This is a genomic window from Microbacterium sp. NPDC055357 (genome assembly GCF_053644835.1).
The window spans coordinates 66,904-82,241 of the sequence record NZ_JBSHLZ010000005.1 but is presented as its reverse complement, the minus strand read 5'-3'; the positions used below and the strand labels follow the sequence as shown (position 1 = coordinate 82,241).

The window sequence follows — 15,338 nt, the reverse complement described above, 5'->3', positions numbered from 1 at the left end:
GCTCAACGCTCCTTTCGCGTCGTCAGACGCGTGAACAGGTCGGAGACCCGGGCGAACAGCCCCGCACGCGCCGCGACGACGATGATGATGATGGCGATCAGCACACTGGAGAGCTCGGACGGAACGAGCGAGACCTGCTCTATCCCGCGTGCCGTCGAACGCATGATGCTGTAGATGCCGACCCAGATGATCGTCGGGATCGGGCGAGCTCGGGCGACGAGGGCGATGAGTACGGCATCCCATCCGATGCCAGCGCCGATCTCGGTCCAGTAGCGTCCCTGAGACGCGGTGACCAGCATGGAGCCAGCGACGGCGGCGAGCGCGCCGCTCATCACCATGGAGCGGATCTGCGATCGGACCGTACTCACTCCCGACGCTGCGGCGAAGCCGGGGGCGTTTCCCGTCATGCGCCAGCGGTAGCCGGTCACGCTGCGTTCGCTCAGCCACCAGGCGAAAACAGCGATGGCGAGCACGACGATCACGCCCCATGTCAGCCCCGTGCGCGGGATCAGCTCGGAGAACATCGCCGTGTCGTGCACGCGCTCGGTCGTGCCGCTCTGGCGCGAGGGATCGCGCAAAGGACCGGTTACGAGGTACGCACAGAACAGGATCACGATGTAGTTGGACAGCAGGCTCGAGACGACCTCGTCCACGTTCCACTTCGCCCGCAGCCAGCCGAGTCCGCCGGCGATGAGACCGCCGGCGACTGCCGCGGCGAGGGTGGTGAGGGCGAGGTGGAGCGGGGAGAACATCGGCCCGATGTAGGCGCCCACGAGGGCTGCGGCCATAGCACCGGCGAACACCTGACCTTCGGCACCCAGGTTGAACATGCCCGACCGGAAGGCCAGCGAGACACCGAGGGCCGCGACCACGAGAGGAAGCCCCCACGCGAATGTGCGCGCCACGGCGTTCAGCGAGCCGAGCGAGTAGTCGAAGCCCGCCGCGATCGTCGGCAGAGCGGCGTACCCCTGGGCTTGGATAAGCACGACAGCTGCGACGACAGCGATGACGAGCACGAATGCTCCGTTGCGCACCGAGCGGAGCGTGTGAGCCGTGGCGCGCTTGGACTGCGCGATGATGATGGACGTCGTCGTGGCCGTCATGATTCACCCCTGATTCCGAGTCCGACCATGTGCACCCCGAGTTGTTCACGGGAAGTGGTGGTCGCCTCTTCCTCGGCGGCGATGCGTCCGTCGTACATCACGAGGATGCGATCGCTCAGCCGAAGCAGTTCGTCGAGGTCCGCTGAGATGAGCAGAACGGCGCATCCATTGGCCGCGGCCTCGACGATGCGGGAGTAGATGAAATCGATCGCCCCGAGGTCGACCCCGCGCGTCGGCTGAGCAAGAACGAGCAGCTTCGGACTCTCTTCCAGCTCGCGCGCGATCACGATCTTCTGTTGGTTTCCGCCCGAGAGATACGCGCATCGCGTGTCGATCGACGCAGTGCGGATCCGGTGGCGATCCACCATCTCCTTGGCCCATTCGCGGGTGCTCTTGGGCAATGCGTTCACGAGCCACGGCCCGCGCAGGACACGGCGGATCTTGCCCGCTGCGAGCCCTTCGAGGACGGATCCATTCATCGGGATCCCCTCACGCTGGCGGTCTTCGGGCACGAAGGCGATCCCTCGATCGCGTCGACGCGCGAGGGAGAGTCCGGTGAGCTCGGTCCCGTCGAGCAGGATGTGTCCACCGGCGGGCTGGATCGCACCGACGAGCGCCTCGGCGAGCGCGGTCTGGCCGTTGCCTTCGACACCGGCGATGCCCACGATTTCACCCGGACGGACCGTGAAGCTCACGTCTTCAAGGGCCGCGTCGTGCGTGGCCTTCTCGGTCGTGAGCCCGCTGACATCGAGCACGGGGGTCTCTGCGATGTGGTGCACGCGTTGAACGCGACCGAGGTTCACATCGCTGCGTCCCGTCATCGCCGCCACGACCTGTTCCGTGTCGGTCTCGGCCGCGAGGAAGGACTCGACGGTCCGGCCCTGCCGCAGCACGGTGATCCGATCGGCGACCTCGAACACCTCGCGCAGCTTGTGTGAGATGAAGACGATCGCCGCATTCTCTTCGGATGCCAGCCGCCGCAGCAGCGCGAACAGTTCGGTCGTCTCGGCGGGGGTGAGGACGGCGGTCGGCTCATCGAGGACGATGATCTGTGCTCCGCGGTAGAGCACCTTCATGATCTCGAGCTTCTGCTGCGTCGCCACACTCAGGTCTCCGACGATTGCCTGCGGATCGACGGTGACCCCCAGACGCTTCGCGACGGGGGCGATCGCCTCGGCCGCCGCTCGGGCGCTGTATCCGCCACCGCGCGATGGCTCCGCGCCGAGGACCACGTTCTCGGCGACCGTGAACGACGGCACGAGCATGAAGTGCTGGTGCACCATGCCGACCCCGGCACGGATCGCGTCGCTCGGGCGATGGAAGGCAACCTCTCTGCCCTTGAGTCGCACAGCGCCCGTGTCAGCGCGATACATCCCGAAGAGGATGCGCATGAGCGTCGTCTTTCCGGCACCGTTCTCTCCGACGAGCGCGTGGATCTCGCCGGCATAGAGCGTGAGGTCGACCCGATCGTTGGCGAGCACGTCGCCGAAGCGCTTGGAGATGTTGCGCAGCTCCAGGACCGGGGCTGCCACGGGGGCTTTGTCAGTCATTGATCGTCACATCGCCCGCGATGATCGACTCCTGCAACGTCTCGAGCGCAGCGATGTTGTCAGCTCCGAGGATCGCCTCGTCGTAGGCCATGTCCCAGCCGCCCTCGGCGAAACCGAACTCGACAACGTCTCCGCCGTTCAGCGCACCATCGATGTACTGCTGGGTCAGGTCGAGGATGACACTGTCGACGCCCATGATGAGGCTTCCCGGAACCTTGCCGGGTGCCAGCGACGACTTGTCTGCCACCACGCCGATGGGTGCGATGTCGACACCCGACTTGGCGGCGTCGAAAACGCCCGAGCCGGACAGTCCGGCGTAGGCGAACATGCCGAACGCCCCGCGCGTCGACGCCAGCGACGAGGCGATCTCGGATCCCTTCGACGGGTCGACGAAGCTGCCGACATACTGCGACGCGACCGACTGCGCGGAGTCGACGTGCGTGACGCCCTGCGTGTAGCCCGACTCACAGTTCTCGACCACGGGCGCATTGACGCCCCCGATGAAGCCGGCAACCGTCGAGCCGTTGTCGGCGTTGACTGTCGCGGCGAGCGCACCCGCCATGAAACAGCCTTCCTGAGTGTGGAACACTGCCGACACGACATCCTCGCTTCCCGCGTCGCCGTCGATGAAGACGAACTGGGTCTCGGGATTTGCCGTAGCCGCGTCGATCATTGCGTCGATGGCCTCGAAGCCGAGCACGTAGACGATGTCGTTTCGGTCCGCGGCATCCTGGAGCAGGGGTGCGAAATTCTGTGCCTGCAGCTGCCCTTCATACGTCGTGACCCGCGCATCGAAGTCGCTCTCGAGGGAAGACTGCGCCAGCGCCGCCTGGTCGAAGAAGTCACCGTCACCGAAGGCGTTGTCGACGAAGATCCCGACGTTGAGCGCATCCTCTGCGCCACCCTGTCCGGACGTATTGGGCGCCTGGCCCCCACAGCCGGCGAGGACGAGCGTCGCAGCACCGACGAGTGTGAGCGTGGCGAGCGATCGGGTTCCGATGCGCGAAGCGTTGGTGATCACAGGATTTCCCTCCATTGGGTTGTGAAGAACGGGTTCTCGAAACCGAGCAGCCTAGGCTTCTTCACTCGATCAGCATTCATATTATGATACTATTCTTGTCAGATCAACCAGTGCTTTCACCGCTGCGACGACGCACCCATGCTTCTCACCGAGAAGCACCGTTCGCAGACACGAGCTGCAAGCGGAAGGGGCGCGCATGAGTCAGCGCATCGTCGTCACCGATCACGCGTTCGCGGATACGCATCACGAGCAGGCAGCGGCACGCATCGCCGGTGCGTCGTTCTGCGAGTACGCCGCCAAGACCGAGGAATCTGCGGGGGAGGCAGTCGTCGACGCGGATGTCGCGCTCGTCAACTTCGCACCGATGACCCGGGGCGTGCTGGAGACGATGCGCCCGGGCAGCACTGTCATCCGCTACGGCGTCGGCGTCGACAACGTCGATCTGGTCGCCGCCGCGGAGTTAGGCATCCGCGTCGCCAACGTGCCGGACTACGGCGTCGAGACCGTGGCCGACCACGCGGCGGCATCGCTGGTGGCGCTCGCCCGTCGACTGCCTCTCTACGATCGTGCCCTGCGCTCGGACGGATGGGTGACGCCCACCGGGCTCGGTCCTGTGCGGAGCCTTCGCCAGCACACCATCGGTTATCTCGGGTTCGGTCGCATCGCTCAGGCGGTACATCGCCGCCTGCAGGCGTTCGGCGTCCGCTCCGTCGCCTACGACCCCTTCTGCCCCGACGAGGTGCTCGCCGCCGCCAGTGTCGAGCGCGTCGATCTCGACGAGTTGTCGCACCGAGCAACCGCGCTCACGCTGCACGCGCCACTGACGCCCGAGACGTCGAATGTCATCGACGCCGCGTTTCTGTCCCGGATGCCGGAGGGCGCGCTCCTCGTCAACACGGCCCGCGGCGGACTCGTCGACGAAGAGGCACTGGGTGCCGCTCTCGAATCCGGCCACCTCGCGGGTGCGCTGCTCGATGTCACACGTGCCGAGCCGCTGCCTGCAGATTCGCCGCTGCGCGACGTGCCACGATTGGTCATCACGCCGCACGCCGCGTTCTACGACGAGGAGTCGCTCGATAATCTTCAGCGTCTGGCGAGTGAAGAGGCCCTCCGGGCTCTCAACGGCGATGCCCTGCGCTGCCAGGTCGCTTGACCTAACGAGGAGACGACGACGATGATGCCTGCGCCCGCAACCGCGCTGTCCGATGCGACCACCGAGCGGCGTCCGCTGTCCGAGCAGGTCGCCGATGCGGTGACGGCGCACATCCTCGAGAAGAACCTCCGGCCGGGCGACCAACTGCCCACCGAGCCGGAGCTGACCGAGGCATTCGGTGTGAGTCGCACCGTCATCCGCGAAGCCGGGCGCACTCTCGTGGCACGCGGTGTCGTCAGCATCCGCCCGCGCCGAGGCATGCAGGTCGCCCAGTTCGATCAGCGCAATCTCTCCCGTCAAGTAGCGCTCATGCTGCGCCTCGGCGGTGGCACGTTCCCGCAACTCATGGAGATGCGGCGAGCACTCGAACCTGAGATGGCTGCGCACGCCGCGCTGCGCCGCACCGACGCAGAACTCGATGAACTGTTCGAGCTCGTCGAGTTCATCGAGGTGGTGCACGAGGGCGAGAGCGCGAATACCGCGGCGCACGTCGCCGCCGACCTGGGCTTCCATTCCGTCATCGCCCGGGCGACGGGCAACCCGTTCTTCGCGCACATGTCGCTGCCGATCAACGAGATCCTCGCCGCGACCTATCTGCGCAGTCCGGGGTACTCGCCGGAGCGATCGAAGACCCACGAAGAGCACAGACTCATCGCCGAGGCCATCGCCGCAAGCGATGCCCCGACAGCGCGCGAACTGACGATCGCGCACATCAACCGCGTCACGGCCGCGGCCGAGGCGCTCGCCCCGCACATCGACTTCTCAGGAGCGCAATGAGTATCGACGCCCATCCCTTCGACCTCGGCAACGCGCACGTGCTGGTCACCGGCGGAAGCCGCGGCCTCGGGAGTGCCATCGCGCACGCGGTCGCACGCGCCGGAGGTCGTGTGACGATCGTCGCGCGCAATTCCGAGCAGGCAGCCGGAACGGTCAACGCGATCACGGCCGAAGGCGGTGCGGCGCAGGCGGTCCCCGCCGACGTCGGCGAGCTCGACCGCATCGACGCACTCGTTGAGGAGATCTCACGAATCGCGCCGATCGACGCCGTGGTGCACGCCGCTGGCATCCAGCTGCGGAAGCCTGCTGTGGACGTCACCCCGGCCGAATTCCTGCGGATCCAGGCGGTGAACCTGCACGCGCCGTACTTCCTGAGCACGGCGATCGCCCGGCAGCAGATCGCGGGAGCGCGGGGCGGTTCCCACATCTTCATCGGCTCGCTGAACTCGAGCATCGGTCTGCCGAACATCTCGCCGTACGTGGTGTCCAAGACCGGCCTGGTGGGCATGGCCCGCGCGTTCTCGACGGAATGGTCGGTACACGGCATCCGATCCAACGTCATCGGCCCGGGGTACTTCGCCACGGAGATGACCGAGGGGCTGCTCCAGAACCCCGCAGACCATGACCGCATCATGGGCAGGATCCCCATGCGCCGACTGGGAGATCCCACCGACATAGGACACGCGTGTGTGTTCCTCCTCTCCCCCGCGTCGCAGTACATCTCGGGCACAGTTCTCAACGTTGACGGCGGATGGCTGGCATCATGACGACAGGCGACAGCTCTCTCGAGCAGAATGTCGACGAGGCAGTGTCCCGCGTCGCCGCAGCATCCGACCGGTGGACACTGTATGGGTACGTCGAGCGTGCGCGCGTGGTCCGCGCGATCGCCGACGAGCTCGATGCTGCAGCCGCGAACCTCACCGCGATCGCCCAGGAGGAGACTCGCCTGGCCCTGCCTCGGCTGGCCGGCGAACTCACACGGACAACCTTCCAGCTGCGTCTGTTCGCGGACGTGGCCGAGGAGGGTGGTTTCCTCGACGCGCGTATCGACCGCGCGGATCCGCAGTGGCAGATGGGTGCACCTCGACCGGACCTGCGACGCATGCTCGTGCCGATTGGACCGGTGCTTGTGTTTGCCGGCAGCAACTTCCCGTTCGCGTTCTCGGTGGCCGGCGGCGACACCGCCGCAGCCCTCGCGGCGGGCAATGCCGTGCTCGTCAAGGCGCACTCGGGGCATCCCCGACTCTCCGACGCGACCGCTGCGGCGATCGCGCGAGCCGTGGAGCGCGTCGGAGCGCCCGCGGATCTGGTCACCGTCATCCACGGCACCCAGCGCGGCGTCGAAGCGCTACGTCATCCACTCATCAAGGCGGCATCCTTCACGGGCTCGATCGCGGGCGGACGGGCACTGTTCGACATCGCCAACGCGCGCCCTGTACCGATCCCCTTCTATGGAGAGCTCGGGAGCGTGAACCCGGCCTTCGTCGCACCCGCAGCGGCGCGCAGCCGGACAGCTGAGATCGCCGAGGGCTATGTCGCGTCCGTCACCGGCAGCCAAGGACAGCTATGCACCAAGCCGGGGATGCTCGTGGTGCCCACTGGCTCCGACATCATCGATGCACTGCGCGAAGCCACCGCTCCTGTGGGTGGACCCTTGCTCAACGACCGGATTCTGAAGGGATACGTCGAGGGCCTCCACGAGCTCCAGGCGCGCGACGGGGTGAACCCCCTGCGCGAGGCTGACACGAGCCTGACGGAGCCGAGACTCACCTTGCTGCACGCGGATATCGAAGACGTGCTCAAGAACCCCGACGGGACGGTGACCGAGGTTTTCGGCCCGTTCGGCTTGATCGTCAGCTACTCCGATCCGGCACGATTGCGAGACCTCACGATGGCTCTCGAAGGCCAGCTGACAGCGACGCTGGTAGCCGACGACGACGCCGAAGACCTCGCGATCGCCCGTGAGCTCGTCCCCCTCCTGACGCAGAAGGCCGGCCGCGTGCTGTGGAACCAGTGGCCGACCGGAGTGTCCGTCACCCATGCACAGCAGCACGGCGGACCATACCCGGCCACGACGGCCTCGACCACGACGGCCGTCGGGACCGCCTCGATCAGCCGCTTTCTGCGCCCCGTGGCGTTCCAGAACTTCCCCGCCGTGCTCTTGCCCGAGCCACTGCAGGACGCCAATCCGCTAGGAATTCCGCAGAACGTCAACGGTTGATGACGATGACTTCGCACGCAGACCCCTAGCGTGAAATCGGCATGCACGACCCACGCGCCATCTCGACGACGGCGCTGTCACCCATGGCCGAGCCCAAGTGATCCTCAACTCCACCTGAGGCGATTCGACGATAATGTGAAAGTCAGGCCGCTTCAAGAAGGTGCGTGTTCAGTGCCGGGCCCACAGTGTTTGCGGCAGTCGACACCGACTTCGGCGGGCCCAGCACGTTCGGTTCTGCTGCGTGTGTTTCAGAACGCAGTCACTGGCGTTCCAACGACTCGACGGCCTCGACACGGCGTGGCTCCGCTCCGAAACCGGTCTGCCTCAAGTGACCGCCACGCTCGAATTGGGTTGCCGGGACCGCGAGCATTCGGGTGAGGAGACCGTAGACGATCGCCCCCTCAGGCCACTGGGTTACAACGCGGCCGGATTTCGAGCGGAAGTAGCTCTGGCCTTGCGTGAAGCTGGTCTTGGCCATCCGCCTCTGGAGCGCGTCGTTGAACACGTCGTGATATCGCGCTTTCACTGTGGCTGAGGTGAAGCCCTTTCTCGCCATCCGCTGAAGAATTCGGGCGATGTAATCGGCTTGGCGTTCAAGGTTGTAGACGATGGCATAGAAGTTCGTGTTGGGCCCGTACATCATGAAGAAGTTCGGAAAGCCCGGAACCGCGATACCCAAGAAGGCCTGCGGGTCGTCGCCCCACACCTCGTGGATATCCCGACCGCTTTCGCCGAGTACCGTCATCCCCAGCAAGAACTCGGCCGGGCGGAATCCGGTCGCGGTGACGACGATGTCGACGGGGTGACGCTCGCCACCAGAGTCGACTACGCCGTCCTCGTACAGTCCGGCGACCGCTCGCGGGACTACTCGGACGTTGTCCCGCTGGAGTGCGGGAAGATACTCGTTGCTTCGGACCGGTCGCTTGGCAAGGTAGGCCCCCGTCGGAGTAAGGAGCGCGCGCAGCTCCGCGTCTGCCACCGAGCGCTCGAGGTGCAGGGTGCATCGCTCGACGGCTATGCGGTCGGCGCGCGAACCCGGCCGCACGACTCTGCCGCCGAACCAGTTCTTCTCCTGGTTCCAGAAGAGTCGCGCGCGCTCCCGCCGATAACCTCGCCCGGAGTTGAGCCGGCGGCGCTGCTCCGGGGTGAACGTGCTTCGTTCCTTCATGTCTACCCACGCTGGCTGTCGCTGAAAGAGCGTGAGCGTGCCGGCAGCCGGCGCGAGCGCGGGAACGACCTGGGCGGCAGAGGATCCGGTGCCGATCACGGCGATCCGCTTGCCCTGCCAACGCACGCCGTGGTCCCACCGCGCGGTGTGGATGACCGGCCCCGCGAAGAGGTCTCGCCCCGACAGGCGAGGTTCGGACGGCACGTTGAGCAGCCCCACCGACGAAACGACCGCGGCGAACCGCCATTCGCGCCCGTCCTCCGCGCGGACGTGCTGGCTCTGGGATGCTTCATCCCACTCCACCCGCACGATGCGGGTGCGAAGCGTCAAGTGCTCCCGCAGCCTCCAATCGTCGGCGGTCTCCTCGAGATAACCGAGCAACTCCGTTTGCGTCGCGAAGGGTCGGGACCAGTCGTGCTGCTTGAACGAGTACGAGTACATGTGGGACGGAGTGTCCACCTCGGCCCCAGGGTAGGTGTTGTGGAACCACGTACCGCCGATGCCGTCACCGGCCTCGAAGATCGTGAAGTCCGTGATCCCGCTGCGAAGCAGCCGAACCCCCATAGCGATCCCGGCGAAACCCGCTCCGATGATCGCGACCGACGGCTTGCCGGGTGCTCTGTTGGTGCGTTTGGGCATCCGAATCCCCTTACAGGACCTTGGCGAGAAAGGCTCTGGTGCGAGCGTGGGCGGCATCCTGGTTGAGGGCCGATGCGGGGCCGTCCTCCACGAGAAGGCCGTCTTCCATAAAAAGGAAGCGATCGCACACCTCGCGCGCGAATCCCACCTCGTGGGTGACGATGATGCTGGTCATCCCATCGCGCACGAGCTCACGAATCACCTGCAGGACCTCGTTCACCATCTCGGGATCGAGCGCGCTCGTAGGCTCATCGAAGAGAAGCGCCTCCGGCCGCATGGCCAGCGCCCGTGCGATGGCGACACGCTGTTGCTGGCCGCCCGAGAGCTGGGCAGGGAAGCTCCGGGCTTTCTCCGCCAGGCCGACACGATCGAGAAGGGCGAGAGCCTCGGCCTTCGCGATCGAGCGGGCTCGCTTCTGAACCTGAACAGGCCCCTCCGTGAGGTTCTCGAGAACCGTCATGTGGGGAAAGAGATTGAACTGCTGGAACACCATGCCCAGACGTTGCCGCTGCCGCGCCTCGGTCTTGTCGTGGAGTTCTCTGATTCCATTCCCGTGCATGCGGTAGCCCATGAGATCGCCTCCGAGGAAGACTGCTCCTTCATCGGGACGCTCGAGCATGTTGAGGCATCTGAGCAGAGTGCTCTTCCCACTTCCAGATGGGCCAAGGATGCAGAGAGCCTCTCCCTGAGCTACCTCAAAGCTGACCGATCGAAGGACTTGATGGGAGCCGAAAGACTTGGAGATGTTCAACGCGGCGATGAGGGGAACGGTCATCACCCCACCGCCCTTCGGTCGCGGCTGAGCGCTCGCTCCAGGTGGTATTGCCCATAGGAGAGCACGCTGACGAAGACCGCGTACCAGATCGTCGCCACCAAGAGCAGCGGAACGATGTCGTAGGTGCGGTTGTAAATCGTCTGCACCGAGTACAGCAGGTCGGGCACCGAGATGAATGCCGCGAGCGACGTTGCCTTCAGGAGATTGATCGTGTCATTACTGATCGGCGGGATCGCGATGCGCATCGCCTGAGGCAGCACGATGCGGAAGAACATGAGGGGCTTGGTCATGCCAATGGCAGCCGCCGCCTCACGCTGGCCGGCTGGGACAGCGAGGAGCGATGCCCGGATCACCTCCGACGTGTACGCAGCCTGCTGGAAGCCGAATGCGAAGACCGCCGCCCAGAATCCGTTGACCACCGTCGAGGTGTCGATCGCCCACCACTCCGGCCCGAACGGAACTCCGATCGCGATGCGGGGGTAAATGATCGCGATGTTGAACCAGAGGATGAGCAGCACGAGCAGCGGGATCGACCGAAAGAACCAGACATAGATGCCTGATATCGCGCGCAGGACGGGGTTAGCCGACAGACGCATGTTCGCCAGGATCACCGATGCGACGAGTGCCAAGCTCATCGACAGCACAGTCAGCAGAAGAGTGTTGCCGATGCCCTGCATCACGCTCGGCGCGAACAGGTACTCCCACACGACGGGCCAACCGAGAGCTGGGCGCATGACGAAATCGATGATCGCTACGACGGCGACGAGAAGCACAAGGCCAGCCATCGAGTTGCGCACGATATGGCTGTGCTGCTCGTGCGGGGCAGCACCCAGGCTGTTGGCCCGCACGCGCCACACGGCTTCGGAGTCGGGGGCGGTCATGAGCGAACTACTCATTGCGTCACCAGGTGCGACTCTTCGATCATCATGCCGGAAGTGCCGTATACGTCGAAGATCGCGGCATAGGCTCCGTCGGCGATCATCTCGTTGAACGCGTCGACGAGCTTCGGGCCCCAGGCGCTGCCCTTGGGCACCGCGAAGCCGATCTCCAGCTCCAGGTAGCGTGGGCCTGTGATGGTCCACTTATCCGGGTTCTCAGCAGTCTGATAGGCCATCGAGCTCAGCGTTGCCGTCGCCGTGTCGACCTGCCCACTCTGCGTGGCGAGGTCGGCGCTTGCCCAATCAGGAAAAGTCTTGATCTCGATCGCCTCCTCGCCCGCTTTGACGCACTTCGCCGACTGCTCCTCCAGAGACTGGATGGGGCTCGACGATGCCGGGAGCCCGATGCTCAGCCCGCACAGCGCCATCATGTCGTCAGCGATTTCAGGGTTGCCGGCCTTGACCTGAAATCCGTAGGCGTCCTGCAACGCAATAGCGAAGTCGAACTTCTCGAGCCGCTCCGGTGTCGCGTCAGCGCCGGGGACGAAGATGTACTTTTCGCTCTCGAGGCCGAGCAGCGAGTTCTCCCACGTCGTGCGCTCGTTCTCGATCGTCACCCCGAGATACGGCGCGAGAGCCGACGAAAGGTCAGGCAGCATGCCGATCAGTGCGTCAGTGTCGTCCGTGTAGGCCCACGGCGGCACACCGGTCTGCTGCGGGATGACGAACGTCTCCCCTTCGACCGTCGAATCGGTCGATGCCGCCGGGTCTGTAGCGGACGAGCACCCGGCCAGGCTGAGGACGACGGCACCGACAACGGCGCCCGTAACAAGTGCGTGCTGTATGCGATGAGTAGGACGCATGCGGACTCCTGCGGGTGATGGTGAGTATTGGTTGTGAGCGATGTTACGGAAGGCGGGCCACCAAAGTACCGTGCAAGCGCACACAATGTTTACGAGAATGGTGGGTACATGCAACGATTTACCACGATCGAAACAGGCTAGAAAAATCGGCGAAACGGGAGTGGCGTGGAGACGCTGGACCGACTGGTGACCAACCTTCGTGGCATGGTGACGCTCTTGGGGGAGTCGAGGGCGCCGGCTCTCGCAATCAGGGCATGCAGCATCGTCGAGGCGCATGACGAAGGCGTGCCCCGGCTGGATCGTTCCGATGAGGTCGTCCTGCTCATCGGGCAGACCTCCGAGCACCTCGCGAGCGGATTAGAAGACCTCGCGGCGTCTCGCCCCGCGCTCGTGATGGCGAAGTCTTCGGATGCTGCGGACCTCGAGCACTTCGCCGAAGCAGCCGGTATCGCTCACGTAGCACGGGTGAACGCCGATGTCCCCTGGGGTCAACTTCACGGGCTGGTAGAGAGGATGATCGCGTCGGCTCCTGAAGCCGACACGGCCCCGCCCGACGGCACGCCAGAGCGGCCGCAGGCCGGTGATCTCTTCGCGATAGCGAACTCGCTCGCTGATCAGGTTAACGGGTACGTCTCCATCGACGACATGCAGAGCCGAGTCCTGGCGTTCTCGCCGCTCGACGAGCATGCCGACCAGCTGCGTCGTGATTCCATCCTCGGACGCGGCGCTCCACCTGGGCATCGCGAGCAGCTGCGGGCCCAGGGCGTGTGGGATCAGTTGAGCCGGCCGGGACGGGTCTTGGAGTTCGGGCGAGACGGTGAGATCCAGCCCCGGCTGGCCGCGGGCATCATCGACGAGCGCACGCAGAGGCATCTCGGCACCATATGGGTGCAACAGGGAGCGACGCAGTTCGCGCCGCGGGCCCGTCAGATCCTCGCAGCAGGTGCTGCTCTCGCCGCCAGGGCAATCGCACGCGCCGACCGCGTCGAGTCTCGCGATTCGGAGACCCTTCTGCAGTTGCTCGGACTGCGGCGGAGCACAGAGTCCCGTCGAACGCTCGCCGCCATCCTCGGCCTCGAGGAGTCGCGAACATGGATGCTGGTCGCGTTCGCGCTCGCATCGGACGAGATACCCGCCGAGCCCTTCGCCGCCTCGACCGCCGCGGTGATCGCTCTCCATGCGGCCGTGATCCGACAGAAGGCCCAGGTGGCCATCGCACAGTCCATCGCGTACGTACTGATCCCCGATCCTCCCCCCGCGTCCACGATCCTCCCATGGGCTGAGCGCACCTCCGGTGCCCTGAGTTCACAGCTGAAGGTGAGCATGCGGTGCGCAATGGGACCCTCGGTCGAGAGCCCGCGCGAGTTGCCCGTCGCACGCGAAACCGTCGAAGCGATGCTGAAGAACTCCTCCGTCGAGGGAACGAGCGGGGTAACGACTTATGAATCCAAGAGAGCGCATCTACAGGTGTCGCGAGCTGTGCGAACCCTCTGGGAACGGGGCGTGCTCACCGGAGCGGCGGTCGAGGCTATCCTCGCCAGTCCGTACGTAGATGGCCGCGAGTTGCTTCGCACGATCGACGTGTACTTCCGTGAGGGCAAGAGCCCGCAACGCGCATCGCGTGCTCTGCATCTGCATCCGAACACGCTGCGGCAGCGACTCAAGCGCGTCGAGCGAGTCACCGGGATGAGCCTCGAAGACGATCAGGAACGCCTCCTGCTCGAGCTCGAAGTACGTGCTCATGCGGAGGGCCTAACGAGAGACGCGCCGTAGCGCGTCTCTCGAGGCAGGCACGCCGGTCAGCTGCGGGTTCCGGCCGGTTCAGCGAGGCGGGTGCGCGGTCTCATCGACGGGGCAATGCGCGACGGTCTATGGCATGAAACAAGACGGATGCTGTGGGCCCGGAGCGGGCGGGCGCCAAGCACGAATTGGGCGACCTTGCCTGCACCGCAGGCGTGCGATCTGTGGCTACTCGGTCGCAGCTCGACCATCATCTCGACGGCTTCGATCATGCTGTATCGGTCCCGCAGAGTATCGAGGATCTCCTCAACAGTGAGTGCCGTACCGTAGCGGCCGTAACGGCTCGCGATCTCCTGCACCGCGGCGAGCGCGTGCCGCGGGTTGAGGGCGACCGTGTTCTTCGCGAACTCGCGCGCACTGAGCACTTGGATGGTCGGTGGAATCTTGTCTGCGGGGAAGTCTCTGAGGTTCTCCGTGACGATCGCACCGGCTCCTGCAATGACGGCCGCGGCGACCACGTGCTCGTCGTCCGGGTCGGGAAGCCCGAACGTGCCCTCCAGCGGTTCCCAGCCTTCGACCTCGGCGTCGATGAACTCGCGGCGCATCGCGGCAATGAGGGTCGCCGCGCGTTCAGCAGCCTCGACTGTGGGGATCCCCCGCTTCGTGAGCTTGGCCGCTTCGTGATACTCGAGCTGTTCGAGGATCACCGCACTCCAGGTTGGCCGATACGCACCCTCAACCGCGAGGGAGAGCAGGAAGTCACGTTGCAGGCTCGGCCACAGCACGTTGGTGTCGAGGGTCGCCTTAACACGACCCCCATCCTGTCAGGCTGCGAAGCTAGAGCCGTGCAGCCCGCCTCGCCGCGACCGCCTTCCTCGCCGCGACCGCCTTCCTCGCCGCCTTGAGGTCCTCGAGCGTCTGTTCGACGTTGTCTTCGTGAACAGCGTCACGCGTAGCGGCGAGCATGTCGTACTGACGCTCACGCCGGCGCTCCCGGTAGTCGAGGAGATCCGCGAGGAGAACGCGCCGGTGCGTTCCAGCCCTCTCGAACGGGATCTCACCCTCGTCGAGGAGCTTCACAACGGTCGGGCGACTCACGTTCAGGAGATCCGCTGCCTGCTGAGTGGTCAGCCTCGTTGTTTGCGGCACAACCGAGACAGCCAGTCCGCTCTGCATCGCATGAACAATCTTGCGGAGAGCGAGGTAGATCTCTTCCGGAAGCTCTACCTGATCACCTGGGTGCGCTCCCGCAAGAAAGTACCGCGGCTCGGGAACGACCCGACCGGCAGCCTCATGGGCGGTAAGGAAGTCCAGAACAGGGGCTAGCTCGTCGCCCTTGCTGGGAAGATACGTCTCTTCAACGACTGCAGCGCGAGACACGGGAATCACCTCAATACACGTGAACGCAGGAGGTTGCGTTTGTTGCGATTACCGTACCACGCGTCCCTGG

At 65.3% G+C, this 15,338-nt stretch carries 14 protein-coding genes; 5 read left to right on the top strand and 9 right to left on the bottom strand.

Going from position 1 to position 15,338, the window contains the following annotated elements:
* Positions 1 to 2: 2 nt before the first annotated feature.
* The 3 genes from ACWICD_RS08660 to ACWICD_RS08650 are packed head-to-tail and all read right to left on the bottom strand — an operon-like array spanning position 3 to position 3,674.
* Complete coding sequence (locus ACWICD_RS08660; protein WP_376127752.1) at positions 3 to 1,103, bottom strand: ABC transporter permease; 1,101 nt, start codon at positions 1,101 to 1,103, stop codon at positions 3 to 5.
* Positions 1,100 to 2,653, bottom strand: coding sequence for an ABC transporter ATP-binding protein (locus ACWICD_RS08655; protein WP_454139931.1), 1,554 nt, complete (start codon positions 2,651 to 2,653; stop codon positions 1,100 to 1,102). The genes ACWICD_RS08660 and ACWICD_RS08655 overlap by 4 nt, the downstream gene beginning before the upstream one ends.
* Complete coding sequence (locus ACWICD_RS08650) at positions 2,646 to 3,674, bottom strand: BMP family lipoprotein (RefSeq protein WP_376127750.1); 1,029 nt, start codon at positions 3,672 to 3,674, stop codon at positions 2,646 to 2,648. Before ACWICD_RS08650 ends, ACWICD_RS08655 begins: the two co-directional genes overlap by 8 nt.
* A 196-nt stretch (positions 3,675 to 3,870) precedes the next feature.
* Here ACWICD_RS08650 and ACWICD_RS08645 point away from each other — a divergent pair, with 196 nt between their 5' ends.
* Genes ACWICD_RS08645 through ACWICD_RS08630 form a run of 4 tightly spaced genes read left to right on the top strand, consistent with a single transcriptional unit; the run spans position 3,871 to position 7,825 of the window.
* Positions 3,871 to 4,827 carry a C-terminal binding protein gene (locus ACWICD_RS08645; RefSeq protein WP_376127749.1) on the top strand — a complete coding sequence of 319 codons (957 nt, stop codon included), beginning with the start codon at positions 3,871 to 3,873 and terminating at the stop codon, positions 4,825 to 4,827.
* A 21-nt stretch (positions 4,828 to 4,848) separates the two neighbouring features.
* Positions 4,849 to 5,604, top strand: coding sequence for a FadR/GntR family transcriptional regulator (locus tag ACWICD_RS08640; protein WP_376127748.1), 756 nt, complete (start codon positions 4,849 to 4,851; stop codon positions 5,602 to 5,604).
* Positions 5,601 to 6,371 (top strand): SDR family NAD(P)-dependent oxidoreductase, encoded by a 771-nt coding sequence (locus ACWICD_RS08635; protein WP_376127746.1) that lies wholly within the window; start codon positions 5,601 to 5,603, stop codon positions 6,369 to 6,371. The genes ACWICD_RS08640 and ACWICD_RS08635 overlap by 4 nt, the downstream gene beginning before the upstream one ends.
* Positions 6,368 to 7,825 carry an aldehyde dehydrogenase family protein gene (locus tag ACWICD_RS08630; RefSeq protein WP_454139930.1) on the top strand — a complete coding sequence of 486 codons (1,458 nt, stop codon included), beginning with the start codon at positions 6,368 to 6,370 and terminating at the stop codon, positions 7,823 to 7,825. The genes ACWICD_RS08635 and ACWICD_RS08630 overlap by 4 nt, the downstream gene beginning before the upstream one ends.
* Before the next feature lie 259 nt (positions 7,826 to 8,084).
* Here the strand turns inward: ACWICD_RS08630 and ACWICD_RS08625 are convergent, their stop codons facing one another.
* The 4 genes from ACWICD_RS08625 to ACWICD_RS08610 are packed head-to-tail and all read right to left on the bottom strand — an operon-like array spanning position 8,085 to position 12,493.
* Entirely contained in the window at positions 8,085 to 9,632 is a 1,548-nt protein-coding gene (locus tag ACWICD_RS08625) for a flavin-containing monooxygenase (protein ID WP_454140007.1), read from the bottom strand.
* Between the two features lie 10 nt (positions 9,633 to 9,642).
* Positions 9,643 to 10,407 carry an amino acid ABC transporter ATP-binding protein gene (locus ACWICD_RS08620; RefSeq protein ID WP_376127778.1) on the bottom strand — a complete coding sequence of 255 codons (765 nt, stop codon included), beginning with the start codon at positions 10,405 to 10,407 and terminating at the stop codon, positions 9,643 to 9,645.
* Positions 10,407 to 11,288 carry an amino acid ABC transporter permease gene (locus ACWICD_RS08615; protein ID WP_454139929.1) on the bottom strand — a complete coding sequence of 294 codons (882 nt, stop codon included), beginning with the start codon at positions 11,286 to 11,288 and terminating at the stop codon, positions 10,407 to 10,409. Before ACWICD_RS08615 ends, ACWICD_RS08620 begins: the two co-directional genes overlap by 1 nt.
* Positions 11,289 to 11,299: 11 nt before the next feature.
* Entirely contained in the window at positions 11,300 to 12,493 is a 1,194-nt protein-coding gene (locus ACWICD_RS08610) for a transporter substrate-binding domain-containing protein (RefSeq protein WP_454139928.1), read from the bottom strand.
* Between the two features lie 120 nt (positions 12,494 to 12,613).
* On the opposite strand from ACWICD_RS08610, the gene ACWICD_RS08605 reads away from it, so the two are divergent.
* Positions 12,614 to 13,921, top strand: a complete 1,308-nt coding sequence (locus ACWICD_RS08605; protein WP_376127736.1) for a PucR family transcriptional regulator — start codon at positions 12,614 to 12,616, stop codon at positions 13,919 to 13,921.
* Between the two features lie 26 nt (positions 13,922 to 13,947).
* Here ACWICD_RS08605 and ACWICD_RS08600 read toward each other — a convergent pair whose 3' ends face one another.
* Together ACWICD_RS08600 and ACWICD_RS08595 are read right to left on the bottom strand one after the other, a co-directional pair.
* Positions 13,948 to 14,673, bottom strand: coding sequence for a PIN domain-containing protein (locus tag ACWICD_RS08600; RefSeq protein ID WP_454139927.1), 726 nt, complete (start codon positions 14,671 to 14,673; stop codon positions 13,948 to 13,950).
* A gap of 52 nt (positions 14,674 to 14,725) precedes the next feature.
* The gene (locus tag ACWICD_RS08595) at positions 14,726 to 15,268 is read right to left on the bottom strand and encodes an excisionase family DNA-binding protein (protein ID WP_454139926.1); all 543 of its coding nucleotides are present in this window, start codon (positions 15,266 to 15,268) and stop codon (positions 14,726 to 14,728) included.
* Between the last annotated feature and the right edge of the window lie 70 nt (positions 15,269 to 15,338).